Annotated in this window: 12 protein-coding genes; 8 read left to right on the top strand and 4 right to left on the bottom strand. The window is 79.0% G+C overall.

Annotated features, from left to right (window positions below; translation table 11 throughout):
- Positions 1–136: 136 nt before the first annotated feature.
- The 7 genes from C7Y72_RS21230 to C7Y72_RS23620 are packed head-to-tail and all read left to right on the top strand — an operon-like array spanning position 137 to position 8884.
- Entirely contained in the window at positions 137–940 is an 804-nt protein-coding gene (locus tag C7Y72_RS21230) for an MlaE family ABC transporter permease (RefSeq protein ID WP_233243954.1), read from the top strand.
- On the top strand, positions 937–2196 hold the full coding sequence (locus C7Y72_RS21225; RefSeq protein ID WP_107571214.1) for an MlaD family protein: 1260 nt from the start codon (positions 937–939) through the stop codon (positions 2194–2196). The genes C7Y72_RS21230 and C7Y72_RS21225 overlap by 4 nt, the downstream gene beginning before the upstream one ends.
- Positions 2193–3623 (top strand): MCE family protein, encoded by a 1431-nt coding sequence (locus C7Y72_RS21220; protein WP_107571213.1) that lies wholly within the window; start codon positions 2193–2195, stop codon positions 3621–3623. The genes C7Y72_RS21225 and C7Y72_RS21220 overlap by 4 nt, the downstream gene beginning before the upstream one ends.
- Positions 3620–4900: an MlaD family protein gene (locus C7Y72_RS21215; RefSeq protein WP_107571212.1), complete on the top strand. Its 1281-nt coding sequence runs from the start codon at positions 3620–3622 to the stop codon at positions 4898–4900. The genes C7Y72_RS21220 and C7Y72_RS21215 overlap by 4 nt, the downstream gene beginning before the upstream one ends.
- Entirely contained in the window at positions 4891–6189 is a 1299-nt protein-coding gene (locus tag C7Y72_RS21210) for an MlaD family protein (RefSeq protein ID WP_107571211.1), read from the top strand. Before C7Y72_RS21215 ends, C7Y72_RS21210 begins: the two co-directional genes overlap by 10 nt.
- Positions 6186–7601 (top strand): MlaD family protein, encoded by a 1416-nt coding sequence (locus tag C7Y72_RS21205; protein WP_107571210.1) that lies wholly within the window; start codon positions 6186–6188, stop codon positions 7599–7601. The genes C7Y72_RS21210 and C7Y72_RS21205 overlap by 4 nt, the downstream gene beginning before the upstream one ends.
- Positions 7598–8884: an MlaD family protein gene (locus C7Y72_RS23620; RefSeq protein WP_158276986.1), complete on the top strand. Its 1287-nt coding sequence runs from the start codon at positions 7598–7600 to the stop codon at positions 8882–8884. The genes C7Y72_RS21205 and C7Y72_RS23620 overlap by 4 nt, the downstream gene beginning before the upstream one ends.
- A gap of 7 nt (positions 8885–8891) precedes the next feature.
- On the opposite strand, the gene C7Y72_RS21195 is transcribed toward C7Y72_RS23620, so the two are convergent.
- Both C7Y72_RS21195 and C7Y72_RS21190 read right to left on the bottom strand, forming a co-directional pair.
- Positions 8892–10184, bottom strand: a complete 1293-nt coding sequence (locus C7Y72_RS21195; protein ID WP_107571209.1) for a calcium-binding protein — start codon at positions 10182–10184, stop codon at positions 8892–8894.
- 39 nt (positions 10185–10223) lie between these two features.
- Positions 10224–11192, bottom strand: a complete 969-nt coding sequence (locus C7Y72_RS21190; RefSeq protein ID WP_107571208.1) for a helix-turn-helix domain-containing protein — start codon at positions 11190–11192, stop codon at positions 10224–10226.
- A 62-nt stretch (positions 11193–11254) separates the two neighbouring features.
- Here C7Y72_RS21190 and C7Y72_RS21185 point away from each other — a divergent pair, with 62 nt between their 5' ends.
- A complete protein-coding gene (locus C7Y72_RS21185) occupies positions 11255–12418 on the top strand; it encodes an MFS transporter (RefSeq protein WP_107571207.1) in 1164 nt (387 codons plus the stop codon).
- A gap of 28 nt (positions 12419–12446) precedes the next feature.
- Here C7Y72_RS21185 and C7Y72_RS21180 read toward each other — a convergent pair whose 3' ends face one another.
- Positions 12447–13217 carry a hypothetical protein gene (locus tag C7Y72_RS21180; protein ID WP_107571206.1) on the bottom strand — a complete coding sequence of 257 codons (771 nt, stop codon included), beginning with the start codon at positions 13215–13217 and terminating at the stop codon, positions 12447–12449.
- 24 nt (positions 13218–13241) lie between these two features.
- On the bottom strand, positions 13242–16085 hold the full coding sequence (locus C7Y72_RS21175) for a copper resistance protein CopC (RefSeq protein ID WP_107571205.1): 2844 nt from the start codon (positions 16083–16085) through the stop codon (positions 13242–13244).
- Positions 16086–16094 lie beyond the last annotated feature (9 nt).

The raw sequence follows: 16094 nt of genomic DNA, 5'->3' as shown, positions 1-16094 counted from the left end.
GGGGTCCGCGGCGCCGCTCCCCGCGCATGACCACGCCTTCCTCCGGGACCACCACCGCCCGTGGGCACCGCCCCACGACCACGACGCGCGCACCCGCCACGCGCCGGCCGCACGCACCCCGGGCCGCCCGTCCCTCGTGAGCCGCCTCGCCTCCCGCAACCAGCGCCCCGCCGCCCGCGGCCCGCTCGAGCTGCTCGGCGAGCTCGCGTCGTTCGCCCGCGCCCTCGCCCGGGCCACGCCCGACGTGCGCCGCTACCTCGCCGAGGCCGCCCGCCAGGCCGCGATGATCGCCACCGGCTCGACGCTCGTGATCGTCGCGGTCGCGTTCCTCGCCGGCGGCTCGTGCGGCCTGGAGTCCACCGCGCTGGCGCGCAGCTTCGGCTTCGACCCGATCGCCGGCGGCTTCTCGACCTGGTGCTCGCTGCGCGAGGTCGTCCCGTTCGTCTTCGGCTACATCCTCGCCGCCAAGGTCGGCTGCGGCTTCGTCGCCGAACTCGGCGCCATGCGCGTCCAGGAGGAGATCGACGCGCTCGAGTCGATGGGCGTCCGCTCGCTCGCCTACCTCGGCGTCACGCGGCTGCTCGCCTGCGTCGCCGTGCTGCCCTTCGCCTACCTGCTCAGCATCGGTGCCGCGTACGCCGCCGCCTACCTCATGTCGGTCGTCCGCTTCGGCGACGTGTCCCCCGGCACCTGGTCGCTGTTCTTCTTCACCTTCCAGGACGGCTGGGACCTCGTCTACTCGATGGTCAAGGGCACGGTCATCGCTGCGTGGGTGCTGCTCGTCTCGCTGTACTTCGGCTACGGCGTCCGGGGCGGCCCCGTCGAGGTCGGCGCCGCCACCGCCCGCTCGATGGGCGTCTCGATCATCGGCGTCACCGTCATCTCGATGGCCGGGACGCTCATCTTCTGGTCGGCCAACCCGCGGATCCCGGTGGGATGAGCAGCCGGTCGCTCGCCGCCGCCGCCCTCGGAGCGGCCGTGCTCGCCGTCGCCGTGCTGCTGCTCGGCCCCGGCGGCGGGGCCGACGGGCAGCGCGTCGTCGCGGTGTTCGACGGCGTCAACGGACTCGTCCGCGGCGCAGAGGTCCGCATGGGCGGACTGCGGGTCGGGCGCGTCCAGGACATCGCGCTGCGCGACGGCCGGCCCCGCGTCACGCTGCGGCTCGACGACGACGTGCGCCTGCGCCGCGGCGCCCGCGCCGACCTGCGGCTCGGCTCGCTCAGCGGCACCGTCAACCGCTACGTCGCCGTCACCCCCGGCGACGGGCCGCTGCTCGCCGACGGGGCCACCCTCGGCCTCGCCCGCACCGACCAGCCGGTGGAGGTCGACGACGTCCTCTCCACGCTCGACCCCCGCACCCGCGGCGAGGTCCGCGCCGTCCTGACCGGCCTGCGCGGCGCCACCGACGGCCGCGGCGACGCGCTCGCCGGCGCCCTGCGACGCAGCACCCGCGCGCTGCAGGGCACCGCCGCCGCGCTCGGCGAGGTCACCGCCGACGGCCGCGCCCTGCAGGAGCTCGTCCGCTCCGGCCGGCGCGTCACCGGCGCGCTCGCCGCGGACCCCGGGGCCACCGGCGCCGCCGTCGACGAGGTCGCCGCGCTGCTGGCGGACACCGCCGCCGAGCAGGCCGCCCTCGGCGACGCCCTGGCCGGTCTGCCCGCCGGGCTCGCCGCCCCCCGACGCGCGCTCGAGCGTATCCGCACCGCCACCCCGACCCTCCGCGCTCTCGTGCGCGAGCTGCGCCCCGGCACCCGCGAGCTGCGCGACGCGGCCCCCGAGCTCGCCACGGCGCTGCGCGACGCCCGCCCGGTGCTGCGCGACGCCGCCGCGCTGACCCGCACCGCCCCCGGCGACCTCGACGCCCTACGCGCCGTCCTGCCCACCGCCCGCAAGGTCCTGCCGCGGCTCGACGACGTCCTGCGCGTCGCCGGGCCCGTGCTCGACGAGACCCGCGTGCGGCTCCCCGACTTCTTCTCGTTCTTCTCCGGCTGGGCGGACTTCACGAGCAACTTCGACGCCAACGGGCACGCCGCCCGCGTCGGGCTCGTCCTCCCGCCCGCGCCGCTGAACCAGATCGACGGCAGCACGAACGCCGCCGGCCACCTGCGCGCCCCGTTCGTGCGCGAGCCCGGCGTCCTGCAGGACGAGCCGTGGACCGACTACCGCGACAGCTACGTCGGCGGGGACGGCCGATGAGCCGCCGCGCCGCCACCGCCACCACCCTCCTGCTCCTCGGCGCCGCCGCGGCCGTCGCCGCCGTCCTGCTGCTGCGCGGCGGCCCCGACGTCGACGTCCGCGCCGAGTTCACGAGCTCCCGCGGGCTCGTCCCCCGCGCCGAGGTGCGGCTCGGCGGCGCGCCCGCCGGGTCGGTCGCGGCGATCGAGCTGACCGACCGCGGCACCGCGCGCGTCGACCTCGACCTCCACGACGGCCTGCCCGCCCTGCGCGCCGACGCCACCGCGGCGATCCGGCCCGTCGACCTGCTCGGCGACGTGTACGTCGAGCTCACGCCCGGCACCGCGACCGAGCCGCTGCGCGGCCCGATCCCGGTCGCCCGGACGAGCAACGCGCCGCGCCTGGACGAGCTGCTCTCCACCTTCGACGCCCCGGTCCGCGCCGGCCTGCGCGCGCTGCTGGCCGAGTCCGGCCGGACGCTCGGCGCCCGCGGGGCCGAGCTGGGGCGCGCCGCCATCGAGCTGCGTCCCGCCCTGCGCGCGAGCGACGGCGTCCTGCGCGAGCTCGACGCCCAGAACGCGGCGCTCGGCGCGCTCGTGCAGGACGCCGACCGCGCCGTCGGCTCGCTCGCCGCGCGCCGCGGCGACGTCGCCGGGACCGTCGACGGGCTCGACCGCCTGCTCGCCACCACCGACCGCCGCGGACGGGACCTCGACCGCGGCCTGCAGGACCTGCCCGCCACGCTCACCCGGATCTCCGGCACCGCCCGGCGGCTGGACGCCACCGCGACCGCCGCCGTGCCGCTCGCCCGCGAGCTGCGCGACGCCGCCCCCGGCGTCGCCGGGGCGCTCACCGAGCTGCCCCCGTTCCTGCGCGGCCTGCGGACCGCCGCGCGCGACCTCACCCCGACGCTCGCCGCCCTGCGCAGCACCCTGCGCGACGGGACCCCCGCGCTGCGCTCGCTCGCCTCCGGGCTCGGCGCGCTGACCACGGTGGCCCCGCAGGTCCGGGAGCTCGCCGCGATCGCGCGCGACGCCGCGCCCGACATCTCCGAGGGGTTCTTCGTGAACTTCGCCGACCAGGGCTCCGAATCCGGGAGGCAGCCGTTCGACCCGTTCGCCGACCCGCGGCGCACCTACTGGCGCGGCGCCGCCGTCCTCTCCTGCGAGGCGTTCGGCGTCAAGGTCGCGCCCGGCTGCCTCACCCGCTTCCTCGGCGGCGCCGCCGGCGACGGGACGCGCACGACGGCCCGGCCGCAGCGCGACCGCACCCCGGCCCCGACCGTCCCCGCGGCCGTGACCCCCACGCCCGCCGACGGCGACCGCCCGGCCGCCGCCCCCGGCCCGCTCCTGCCGTCGCTGCTGCCCGACGTCCGCGAGGCGCTGCAGGACCTGCTCGGCCCGTCGTCGCGGACCGGCTCCACGCTTCAGGAGCTGCTGCGCCCATGAGCCGCCGACGCACCCGCCTGCGCGGCCACCTGGCCGTCAACGACGAGGCCCCCCGCGGCAACGGCCTGCTCGCCCTCGGGCTTGTCGTCGTCACGCTCGTCGCACTCGTCGCGTACCTCTCCACCGTCGCGATCGACGGCGGACCGCTGGAGCGCGCCTACGAGGTCCAGCTGCGCGTCGACGCCGCCACCCCGGGCGCGCCGCCGCTGAAGGACGGCGACGAGGTCCGCATCGGCGGGCAGCGCGCCGGCGAGGTGCGCCGCGTCGAGGTCGACCGCGCCGACCCGACCGGCGCGCGGCTCACGCTCGCGCTCGACGGCGCGGTCGGTCGCGGCGTCGCCCGCGACGCCACCGTGCGCGTGCGCATCCGCGGCCTGGCGGGCGCCACCTACCTCGACCTCGACCCCGGGACCGGACCGGTGCTGCCCTCCCCCGCCCGGCTCCCGGACACCGCCGCCAGCGCCGCACCCGATCTCGCGGACGTCGTCGAGACCTTCGACGCGGCCACCCGTGCGGCCAGCCGCTCGGCGCTGACCGGCTTCGGCGGCGGTCTCGCCGGCCGCGGGCGCGAGCTCGGCGAGACCGTCGCCACCCTCGGTCCCGCCGCCGCGCGCCTGACGCCGCTGGCCCGCGCGACGACGCCGCGCCCGGGCGAGCTCGCCGCGCTGCTCGGCGACCTCGGCACCACGGTCCGGGCGGCCGACGCCGACGGCGCGCTCGCCGACGCCGTGCCCGCCGCCCGCCGCACGCTCGACGCCGTCCCGTCGCCCGCCGTCGACGCGACCCTGCGCACCCTGCCGGCGGCGGAGCGCACCGTCGCCACCGTCCTCCCGCAGGCCGACCAGCTCCTGGAGGACCTCCGGGTCGCCGCGGTCGACCTGCGCCCCGCGGCCGTCTCGCTGCGCCGCGCCGTCCCGTCGCTGCGCGCGGCGCTGCGCCGCGACGAGGCACTCGACGACCTCGCGCGCGTCGGCCGGGCCGCGACGCCCGTGCTCCGCGCCGCCGCCCCGCTGCTGCGCGAGCTGCGCGTCCCGACCGCGCTCCTGCGCCCGCTCGCCACGCCGCTGGGCTCGCTTGCCACACACCTCGTCCCGTACCGCCGCGAGATCCTCCTCGCCCCGGAGGGCTTCACCACCTGGGGCGGGTTCCGCTTCGCCGAGGGGCAGGCGTCGGGGGCGCGCGCCGTGCGCTTCAGCATGGTGCTGACCTGCCACCGCGCCCGCGACGCCTACCCGGCTCCCGGCGAGGCGCTCACGCAGGAGGCACCGTGCCGCTGACCCGCACCGCCCTGCGCGGCGCCCTCGTCGCCCTGCTGCTCGTCGCCGGCGTGCTGCTCGCGTGGCTGCGCCCGAACCCGTTCGCCGACCCGACGGAGGTCCGCGCCGTGTTCGCCGACGCCGGGGCGCTCCAGCTCATCGGCGCCGAGGTCCGCATGGCCGGCACGCCCGTCGGCCGGGTGACCGGCAAGCGCCGCGTGGGCGCCGTCGCCGAGGTGACGATGGAGCTCGACGACGCCGCCGGGACCGTCCGGCGCGACGCGACCGCGCAGCTGCGCCCGCGGCTCGCGTTCGAGGGCACCGCCTTCATCGACCTGCAGCCCGGCGGCCCGCGGTCCGCGCCGCTGGGCGACGGCGTCCTGCCGCTGGCGCGGACGACGACCTTCACCTCGCTGGACACGGTCCTGCGGCTCGCCGACGCCCCGACCCGCGCACGCGTCCGCGGGACCGCCGCCGGCCTGGCCCGCGCGCTGGAGCCCGGCGCGCGCGCCGCCGTCAACCGCCTGCTCGGCGACGCACCCGCCCTGCTGCGCGACACCGCCTGGGTGACCGAGGCCGCCCAGGGCCCGCGTCCGGCCGCGCTGCAGCGCACCGTCACGCAACTGGCGACCACCACGTCGGCGCTCGCCGCCCGCGAGCGGGACCTCGCCCCGCTGATGCGCGACACCGCCGCCACCGCGGCCGCGCTGCGCGGGCGGGTGGCCACCGGCCGCGCCGCGCTGCGCCGCACGATCGCCGCCCTGCCCGCCACCGCCGTCGCGCTGCGGGACGGCGGCCGCCGCCTCGACGGCACCGTCGCGCGGCTGCAGCCCGTCGCCGCCGCGCTGCGGCCCGGCGCCCGGCGGCTGGCCCCGACGCTGCGGACCGCACGCCCGCTGCTGCGCGACGCGTCGAGCGCGCTCGTGGCCGCCCGGCCGCTCGTCGCCGACCTGCGGGTCGCACTGCCCGCCGGTCGCCGCGCCGCCACGCCCACCCGGCGTGTCCTGCGCACCACGACGCCGACGCTGCGCACGCTCGACGCGACCCTGCTGCCCGCGCTGCTGCGCGAGACCGGCCTGGGCATCCCGGCCTACCGCGCGTTCCTGAACATGTTCGCCGGCGGCGGCGGCGCGTCGCGCGCCTTCCAGACCCCGGCGCAGGGCGGCAGCACTGGGGCCGGGCACTTCATGCGCTTCGGCTTCCGCTTCCTCACCGGGATCGGCCTGCCCGCTGCGCCGTGCACGCTCCTCGAGCGCCTGCGCCCCGAGCTCGCCGACGCGTTCGCCACCGCGGGAGCGTGCACGCCGTGAGCCGCCGTCGCCGTCCCGTCCCCGCCGGCCGCGCGCTCGCCGGGCCGCGCCCGCGGCTCGGCCGCCTGGCGGTCGTGCTGCAGGCCGTCGTCGCCCTCGCGCTCGCCGCCTTCCTGCTCGCCCAGCAGGACCCGCGGATGCCGTGGGACGACTCCTACGAGGTCCGCGTCGAGCTGCGCGACGCCTCGGGCCTGTCGACCGAGGACCGCAACCGCGTGACCATCGCGGGCGTCCCCGCTGGACGGGTCGACGAGGTCCGCCACGACCCCGAGCGCGGCGTCGCCGTGGCGACCCTGCGCCTCGACGGCGACACCGCCGGCCGCCTGCACGCCGGGGCCCGCGCGACCGTGCAGCCGCGCTCGGCGCTCAACGACCTCGTGCTCGACCTCACCCCCGGCCGCCTCGACGCCCCCGCCCTGCTCGACGGGGACCGCATCCCGGTGGCCCGGGCGGCCGGCGCCACGCAGCTCGACCAGGTCCTCGAGACGCTCGACGCCGACACCCGCTCGCAGCTGCAGCTGCTCCTCGCCGGGCTCGACGAGGGCCTCGGCGACGCCCGGGGCGGACGCGTCGCCGCCGCCCTGCGCCAGCTCGACCCGGTGCGCGTCTCCGGCGGGCGGGTCGCGCGCACGCTCGCCGAGCGCCGCGTGCTGCTGCGCCGTCTCGTCGGCGGCCTGGACACGCTCACCGGGGCGCTCGCCGCCCGTGCCGACGCGCTCGAGCGCGCGGTCGGCGCGGGCCGCCGGACCGTCGCGGTGAGCGCCGCCCGCGACGCGGAGATCGCCGCCGCCGTCGACCGGCTGCCCGGGACGCTCGCGGACGTCCGGGCGGCGCTCGACGGCGTCCAGCGGCTCGCCGACCCGCTCGACCCGGCGCTCGAGCGGCTGCGCCCGGTCGCCCGCGCCATCCCCGGGGCGCTCGACGCGCTGCGGGACAGCACCCCGGCGACGCGCGCCCTGCTCGGCGAGCTGCGCCGCACCGCCCGGCAGACCCGCACCGCCTCCCGCACGCTGCGCGTGACCCTCCAGCGCCTCGGACCGGCCGCGACCGCCCTGGAGCCCGCCGTCCGCGACGCGGCCCCGACCGTGGCGGCGATCGACCGCAACCGCGACGGGATCGGCCTGCTCGGCGAGCGCTTCACCGGCATCTTCTCGACCAACGACGTCAACGGCCCGATCCTCCGCGGCCTCGGCTTCTTCGAGACGTTCAACCCGGCGAACTTCGGCTTCAGCGCCACGACCCCCGCCGCCCGGCTGCGCGCCGGCATGCAGGTCGTCGCGGCGCTCACGAAGGTCTGCGCCGAGCACAACCCGCTCGCCTGCCTCGTGCGCTACCTCGTCCCCGGCCTGCCCGGGGCCGTCCGCACCGCCGCCGACCCGCTCGGCGCGCTGCCCCGGAAGGACCGGCCGTGAACCTCGAGATCCCGCGCGGCGGCGCCCTGGCCCTCGTCGCCTTCGTCGTCGCGTCCGTGACGATCCTGCTGATCCTGACCGCGCGCTTCGGCGGTCCGTCGATCCGGCTCGACGATCCGTACGAGCTGCGCGTGACGCTGGGCGACACCCAGGGGCTCACGGAGCGCAGCGACGTCCTCGTGCGCGGGGTCAAGGTCGGCCGCGTCACCGGGCTGCGCGTGCGCGGCGGCGTCGCTCGCGCGCGCCTCGTCCTCGACGCCGAGCCGGTCGACGTGCACCGCGGCGCCACCGTGCGCGTCGGCAGCAAGACGCTCCTCGGGGAGGCGTACGTCGATCTCGTCCCGGGTCCCGCGGGCGCCTCGCGGCTGCCGTCCGGCGCCACCCTGCCGGCGAGCGCGGTCCGCGACACGGTGCAGGTCGACGAGGCGCTCGCCGCGCTCGGCCCCCGGGCCCGCGAGGACCTCGCCGCCACGGTGCGCGAGGCGGGCCATGGCGCGGCGGCACCCGAGACCGCGGAGCGGGTCTCGGGCACGCTCGGGGAGCTGCACCGCACGGTGCAGGAGCTGCACGTGCTCGGCACGACGCTGCGCGACCAGACCGGGGACATCGCCGCGTCGGTCGGGGCCGGGCGCCGGGTCGTCGGCGAGCTCGCCGTCCGCGACGGGCAGCTGCGCCGTCTGGTGACCGGGGCCCGCACGACGCTGCAGGCCACCGCGCGGCGCGACCGCGCGCTGCGCGCGACGCTCACCGAGACGCCGCGGTTGCTCGCCACCACCGACCGGACGCTGCGCAGCGCCCGGCCGCTGCTGACGCAGGCGCGCCCGCTCGTCGCCGACCTGCGCGCGACCGCGCGGCCGCTCACCGGGGCGCTCGACGCCCTCCCGGCCGCCGCCCAGGACCTGCGCGCCGTGCTCGACCGGGCCGCGCCCGTACGCGCCGCAGCACTGCCGCTGCTGCGCGCCGCGGGACCGGTGATCGCCGCCGCCCGGCCGGCCGCCCGTCGGCTCGACCCGACGCTGCGCAACGTCGTCACCGCCGTGCGCTATCTCGAGCCGCGCAAGGACGCGATCGCCGCCTGGTTCGCGAACACCGCGGCGCTCGGGCGCAACGGCGACGCGAAGGGCCGGTGGGCGCGGTTCTTCATCTTCGCCGACCCGGCGCAGCTGCTGTCGCAGCGGTCCTCGCTGCCGACCAACGCCTACCCGCAGCCCGGGGACGCGGCGGACAACCGCCCCTACGAGCGCGGCCAGACCCCGCGGCTGCGCCCCGCCGAGCTGCCCTGAGCCGCGGTCAGCGGGCGGCGCGGCGCCCGCGCTCGCAGCCGCGGACGACGTCGAGGCGGTCGGCCTCGACGCGGTCGCGTCCCGGGCCGCAGTCGACCACGTCGCGCTCGCCGTCGACGCTGCGCAGGAGGTCGTCGCCGGGGCCGCCGCGGAGCACGTCGGCGCCGTAGCCGCCGGTGAGCGCGTCGCGGCCCGCGCCGCCGTCGAGGGCGTCGTCGCCGCGGGCGCCCTCGAGCCGGTCGTCGCCGTCGCCGCCGAGCAGCACGTCGTCGCCGCGGCGCCCCTCGAGCCGGTCGGCGCCCGGTCCGCCGTCGAGCCAGTCCCCGACCGCGGACCCCTCAAGGTGGTCGGCGCCGTCGCGGCCGTGCAGCGGCCCCACGTACCCGGCGGCGCGCAGGGCGGTCATGCTGAGGTAGTCGTCCCCCAGGGTCGCCCAGGGGGTCGAGGTGATGCCGTCCGCCCCCCGGATCGCCTCGATCGCGGCGAGCGCGGCCGCCGGCGCCCGACGCAGCCCGGCGTTGACCCTGGCGCGCACCACGTCGCCGGCCTCAATCCACGGGGCGCCGGCCACCCGCCGGGCGACGAGCCGCTCGCAGTCGGCGAAGCGCGCGCCGTGCCCGCCGAGCACCTCGGCCGGGGTGCCGACGGCGCGAGCGCCGTGGTAGGGCCAGTAGACGGTGTCGGTGCCCGGGCCGCACACCACCGTCTGCACGGTGCGGCCGAGCCAGATCGCGTCGTCCCCCGGGCCGCCGTCGAGGACGTCCGCGCCGCTGCCGCCGATCAGGAGGTCCGCTCCCGCGCCCCCCGTCACGCGGTCGGTCCCGGGACCGGCGTCCAGGAGGTCGTCGCCGTCGCCGCCCGCCAGCACGTCCGGGCCGCGCCCGCCGCCGAGGACGTCGTCGCCGGCGCCGCCGAGCAGCAGGGCGTCGCCGCCCCGGCCGCCGAGCACGACGTCGTCGCCGGCCCCGCCGTCGAGCCGGCGGTCGTCGCCGAAGCCGCGCTCGAGGAGGAGGTCGTCCCCGTCACCGCCGCGCAGGTCGTCGTCCCCGTCACCGCCGTCGAGCCAGTCGTGCCCGGCCCCGCCGGACAGGCGGTCGTTCCCGGTGCCTCCGTCGAGGACGTCGTCGCCCGCCGCACCGCGCAGGACGTCGTCGGCCGACCGACCGTCGAGGCGGTCGGGGCCCGGGCCCCCGGTGAGGGTCTGGCTGCCGTAGCCGCCGACGAGCTCGCGCGCGGGCGCGGCGGCGGGCAGCAGCGCGGCGACGAGGAGCGCCGCGACGAGCGGGGAACGGGACGGCATGCCTGCCCATCGGCAGCCGGGCGGCGGGGCATGAGCGGCTCAGGCCGCGCCGCAGAGCACGTCGCCGCGCCCGGTGCGCGCGTAGACGACGCGGTGCCCCTCGCGGCGGCCGGTCACGAGCCCCGCGCGGCGCAGGACCTGCAGGTGCGCGCTGACGCCGCCGGCGCTGACCTCCAGGCGGCGCGCGAGCTCGTCGGTCGCGGCGGGCCGCTCGAGCGCCAGGAGGATGCGGGCGCGGCCGCGGCCGAGCAGCGCGCCGAGCGCCTCGTCGTCGGTCTGCGCGGGCGCCCAGAGGTCCGCGACCCCGGGCGGCGGGTAGACGAGCGTCGGCTGCCACGGCGCGTCGACGAGCGGCCACACCGCCGGCCAGGAGAAGGCCGCCGGGACGAGCAGCAGGCCGCGGCCGCCGAGCGGCAGGTCGACCGCGCGGCGGCGTCCGCTGAGCTCGACGGCCCCGTCGGTCCAGCGCACGGTGTCGTGCAGGCCCGCGAACGCCGCCTGCGGTCCGACGGCCGCCAGCCGCCGGGCGCGCCAGGCGATCTCCGTCTCGACCAGGGCGAGGACGCGCGGCCAGACGTCGGCGAGCGCGAGGTTCCAGAACACGCGCATCTGGTCGGCCAGGCCGGGGATCGCGGTCGACGGGCGGTCGATCAGCGGCCGGGCGTGGGCGGGCACGCCGTCGGGGTAGGCGCGCGCGATCTCGAGCGCGACCTGGGCCGGCGGGGTGCGGCATACGCGGTCGAGCTCCTCGGCGAGGACGGCGTGCGGGGCGTTGGGCGGCGGCGAGACGAAGTCGGGGTGCCAGTCGCTCTCCAGCGGGACGGCGGCCTCGAGCAGCGACAGGTCGACGCCGGTCAGCCGCGGTGCGACGCGGGCCGCCCACGGGGCGTGGACGGCGTAGCGGCGCGGGTCGCGGACGGCGTCGTAGGCGCCCGCGAGCTCCATCAGCGGGGCGATCGCGAAGCGCGTGCGCAGCAGGTCGTCCTGGCCGAAGCGGTACCGGAACACGTTGGATTCAGTCTAGAGCGAATCACTCACGCGACTCGCAGGGCGTGTCGCACCCTGAGCGCATGCAGGTCATCACCCAGTCCCCGGGCGCGCTGCGCCTCTTCGCCCTCTCCCTCCTGGCCCGGCTGCCGCTCGCGATGATGAGCGTCGGGCTGCTCGTCCACGTCGAGGGGCTCACCGGCTCCCTCGCCCCCGCCGGCCTCGTCGCCGGCACGTTCGCCGCCAGCAACGGCATCGGCGCCCCGCTGCTCGGCCGCGTCATCGACCGCCGCGGCCAGACGCGCGTGCTGCTCGCCGGTGCCGCAATCGCGGGCGGCGCGCTGCTGACGATCGCCGCGCTGCCCGCCTCCGCCCCGCTCGGCGCCCTGGTGGCGCTCGCCGCCGCGCTCGGCCTCGCGTTCCCGCCGGTCGGCGCCTGCCTGCGCGCGCTGCTGCCCACCGTGCTGCCCGACGAGGCGTCGGTCCGCGCCTCCTACGCCGCCGAGTCCGCGATCCTCGAGGTCACCTGGATCGCCGGCCCGCCGCTGGTCCTGCTGCTGGGCTCCGCCTGGTCCACCGGCGGGGCGATGGCCCTCGCCGGGCTCGTGCTGCTCGCGGGCACCACCCTGTTCGCGGCGCACCCCGCCTCGCGCGGCTGGCGCCCCACCGGGCAGCCGCGGCCCGCGGGCGGGGCCATGCGCAGCCCCGGCATGCAGACGCTCGCGCTCGTGCTGTTCGCCGCCGGCTGGCTGTTCGGCTCCGTCGAGGTGTCGGTCGTCGCCGCGGCCGACGAGCTCGGCCACCCCGGCGTCTCCGGGGTCCTGCTCGGCATCTGGGGCGCGGGCTCGCTGCTCGGCGGCCTCGTCGCCGCCCGGCTCGGCGGCGGCGCGCGCACGGCCGCCGGCCTCGCCGTCATCCTCGCGGTCCTCACCGTCGGGCACCTGGCGCTCGCCGGGGCGTCGGGCAACCTGCTCGCACTCGGCCTCGTCCTGCCGCTCGGCGGCGCGCTGATCGCCCCGATGTTCGCAACCGTGTTCAGCATGGTCGACGCGGCCACCCCCGCCGGGACCGTCACCGAGGCGTTCGCCTGCCTGAACACCGCGGTCGCGGTCGGCGCCGCGCTCGGCGCCGTCTCCGCGGGCACGGTCGCCGACCAGGCCGGCGCCGGCACCGCGTTCGGCCTCGCGGCGGCCGCCGGGCTCGCCGCCGCGCTCGTCGCGACGGTGCGGGCCCGCACGCTGGCCTGAGCGCGGCGCCCGGGCGCCCGGGCCCGGCTCAGATCAGGCCGAGGTCCGCGGCGGCGTGCTGCGGGCTGAGGCGCCGGGCGCGCTCGCGGGTCGCGCCGCGCCAGTAGCCGCCACAGGTCGGGCAGCGCCAGATCCGGGCGGTCCCGTCGGTCGTCGGGCCCGCGTCCGCGCTGCGCCACGAGACCTCGACCGTGCACGGGCAGTGGTCCAGCAGCTCCCCGACCAGGGTGGCGGCGACCACCATCGCGGCGTCCGCACCCGCCGCCGGGGCCTGCGCGCTGACGACGAGGCCGAACGGGAGGATGTGGTGGCGCTGACGCCAGGTGGCGCCCTGCGGGTCCGCGTAGGCGAGCTCGAGCCAGTGCGCGCCGCCCGCGTCGCCGCGATCGGCGACCGCCTGCCCCGGGGCGACCATCTGCCCCTCGGCGGGCGGCGGGTCGAACGGGCCCTGCACGAACAGCGACGACCCGTCCGGCCCCCAGAGCTCGAACGGCACCCCGGGCAGCTCCGAGCTGGCCAGCGCGTGGTGGTTGGGCCAGCGCACCGCGAACGACCCGCCGGACGCGGCGCCCGGGATCTCGACGAGCCAGCCGTCGGGCGTCGGGCCGTCGGCGAGCAGCAGCTCCGCCACCGCCTCGAGCTCCGGCGACCCGGGCGCGCGCGGGTCGAGCGTCGCCGCGACGTCCCCGTGCTGGACGGCGACGCGATCGTCACGGCCGTCCCCGATCCGGCGCAGCACGAACGGCGCTCGCGGGGTGAGGACGAGGCCGTGACCTCGCAGGCGTGCGGTCGCGTGCACGCCTGCGAGGGTACCCCGCGGCCGTCAGCGGGCCAGCTGCGGGGCCGGCCCGGTCTGCGGGCCGACGCCGAGCAGGCCCGACGTCGCGGTCCACGTGCCGTCCGGGAAGTACGCCGCGGCGCGCGGCGTGCCGCCCGCGGACGGCGGCGTGACGGTCGGCGACAGGAACAGCGGCTGCACCGCCAGCGTGGCCGGCGAGCCGGCCCCGGGCTGCCGTGCGGTCCACGGCGCGAGCAGGGCGCTGGTGAACACGCCCGGGTCGCGCAAGGCGTCGATCACGCCGTCCGCCCCGATCCCGCCGCGGCGGACCGCGTCGCGCAGCGCCAGGCCGCTGACGTAGCCGCGCAGGCCGTCGAGCGAGGCGAGGTCACCGCGGTACAGCAGCGGCACGGACTGCCGGTAGAGAATCCCGTCGGCGGTCGTCGGCGAGACCTCGCTGACGCCCTGCAGCGCCCCGATCCGGCCGAGCGACCCGGCGGAGCGGATGACGCGCTCGGACAGCACCCGCTCGGACAGCAGGACCGGGGCGGGCACGATGCCCTCCCGGTCGCGGCCCAGCGCGGTGAGCGCGTCGACGTCGCGGCGCTCGGTCGACGGCACGTCGATCACCGTCGCGAGCACCTCGAGCTGGCTGATCGCGTCCTCGCGGTCGTCGAGCGACCGTCGCGCGAGGTCCCCGGGTCGCCGGACGTCGAGCCGCGCCTCGCTGCCGGCGAGGCCGCGGCGCAGGCCGGCCAGGAGCCGCTGCGACGCCTGGTCGCTGCCGAGGATCACCGGGATGCGACGGACGCCGACCGGGGCGGCGGGCAGCACGCGCTGCGTGACGATCTGCGCGAACGAGATGCCCTGCGCGTACGGGTCGGCGGCGGTGCGGAAGACGCCGGAGCCGGCGACCGGCCCGACGGTCGGGTCGCCGATCACGACCGGGACGCCGGCGCGCTGGAGCACGCGGACGGCCCGCTCGCCGCCGCTGCCGCAGCTGCCGACCGCGGCCAGGGGTCGCCGCCCGTCGGCGACGGCCCCGCGCGCGAGCGCGACGGCCCGGGCGGGATCGCCGCCGCTGTCGAGGACCTTCGACGCCACCTTGCGGCCACCGTCGAGCCCGCCCTCCCCGTTGAGCCGGGCGATCGCCAGGCCGGTGCCGAGCACGTGCGCACGGCAGCGCTCGGCGTCGGGACCGCTGAGGTCGGCGACGGCGACGACGTCCAGCGGCGTCGAGCCGGGCGCCTGCGGCACGCCGACCCCGAGCTGGACCGGGGAGGTCGACGCGTCCCCGTCGACGGTCACGTACGCGAACCAGGTGCCGTCCTGCGGCAGCTCGACGGGCGCCGACCAGGCCGGCCCGTCGCCGCGGCGCAGCGTGACGCGGATGTCCTTGCCGGGAGCCCCGGCGCGCGCCAGGCGGACGCTGATGCGCTGCGGGGTGCGCTCCTCGGGCGGGAGCATCGTCGTGAGCACGTTGCTCCCGCGCCGCGCGGGCGCGAGCGTCAGCTGCGCGCCGCCGTCGGCCAGCAGCGCCGTCCCGAACGCGGGACCGGCGAACAGCGTGCCACGCTCGGCGGGGAGCGGCTGACCGCGGCCCTGGGCGATGCCCGAGAGCGCCGCGGCGAGCCCGACGATCGCCACGACGCCGACCGCCTCGACGCGCACGAGCCGCGGGCCGCGCCCCGCGGGCGCGGCCCCGGCGCGGCGCGCGCGCCAGAAGACGACGGCACCGGCGACCGCGACGAGCGCGACGAGCGCGGACTTCACGAGCACGACGCGCCCGTAGTCCGACCAGCGCAGGAAGTACCAGGCGTCGACCTCGCGCACGGCGGCCAGGACACCGGTGACGATCGCGACGCCGAGCGCCCCGGCGGCGACCGGGGCGAACGCCCGCGCGGCGCTGACCGCCGGGACCGCGCTGCGGACGGTGAGCAGCACGATCGCCAGCACGCCCCCGAGCCACAGGCTCGCGGTCAGCACGTGCACGGTCTGGTCCAGCACGGTCCACGCCGACGGGTCGGACAGGACGTGCCCGGACAGCGCGTAGGTGAGCAGGATCGCGACGGCGCCGCCGGCGAGCAGCCGGCCGCGGAGCGGGTCGCGGCGCTCGCCGAGCGCGAGCAGCGCCACGGTGACGAGCGCGAAGAGGACGAGCCGCAGCAGGTCGGCGCGCGCGGTCGGGGCGGCGGTCAGCAGCCCGAGGTCGACCTCGCCGCCCGTGCCGGAGGTGGCGGCGGCCAGGACGCCCTCGACGGCCGCGAAGCCGACGAGGATCCAGGTGAGCGGCGCGGCGGCGCGGACACGCGCGCGGGCCGCGTCGAGGGACGGGTCCTCGCGGCGGCGCAGGAGCGCCAGCAGCACGAAGGCGCCGAGCAGCAGCGCGGCGGCGGCGACGCCGAGCCAGCGGCCGAGGACGGCGACGACGCCGTCGCTGACGGCGTTCTCGCCGCCGCGGCCGCCGGCGCCGGTGCCGCCGAGCTTCTCGGCTCCGGGCGGGGCGGCGCCGCCGGCCCCGGCCACGCCGAAGTCGAACGTGCCGCGGACGAGGTGGCCGTCGTTGCCCAGGACGCTCCAGCGGACCGTGTAGACGGCGCTGGGCAGCGTGCGACGGGGGGTGACGGAGAAGGTGCGGTTGCCGGCGGAGGCGACCACCGGCGAGGTGGGGACGCGGCGTCCGCGGGCGTCGAGCAGCTCGATGCGGGAGCCGCGCGCGACGCCGGACTCGCTGAGCGCGAGACGGATCGCGTCGGGAGCCTGGGGGCTGACGAGTCCGGCCTGGGGGGCGGACTGCAGCAGGAGGGGATGCGCCAGCGCCGTCGCCGGCCCGGTGCCCATGAGGGCACCGAGCGCGGCGAGCGTGCCGACGACGAGGCGTCGGACCATCAGGGTGCG

Source organism: Paraconexibacter algicola (assembly GCF_003044185.1).
Lineage (GTDB): Bacteria > Actinomycetota > Thermoleophilia > Solirubrobacterales > Solirubrobacteraceae > Paraconexibacter > Paraconexibacter algicola.
The sequence above is the reverse complement of the archived record's forward strand: the minus strand, read 5'-3'. Positions and strand labels throughout refer to the sequence as shown.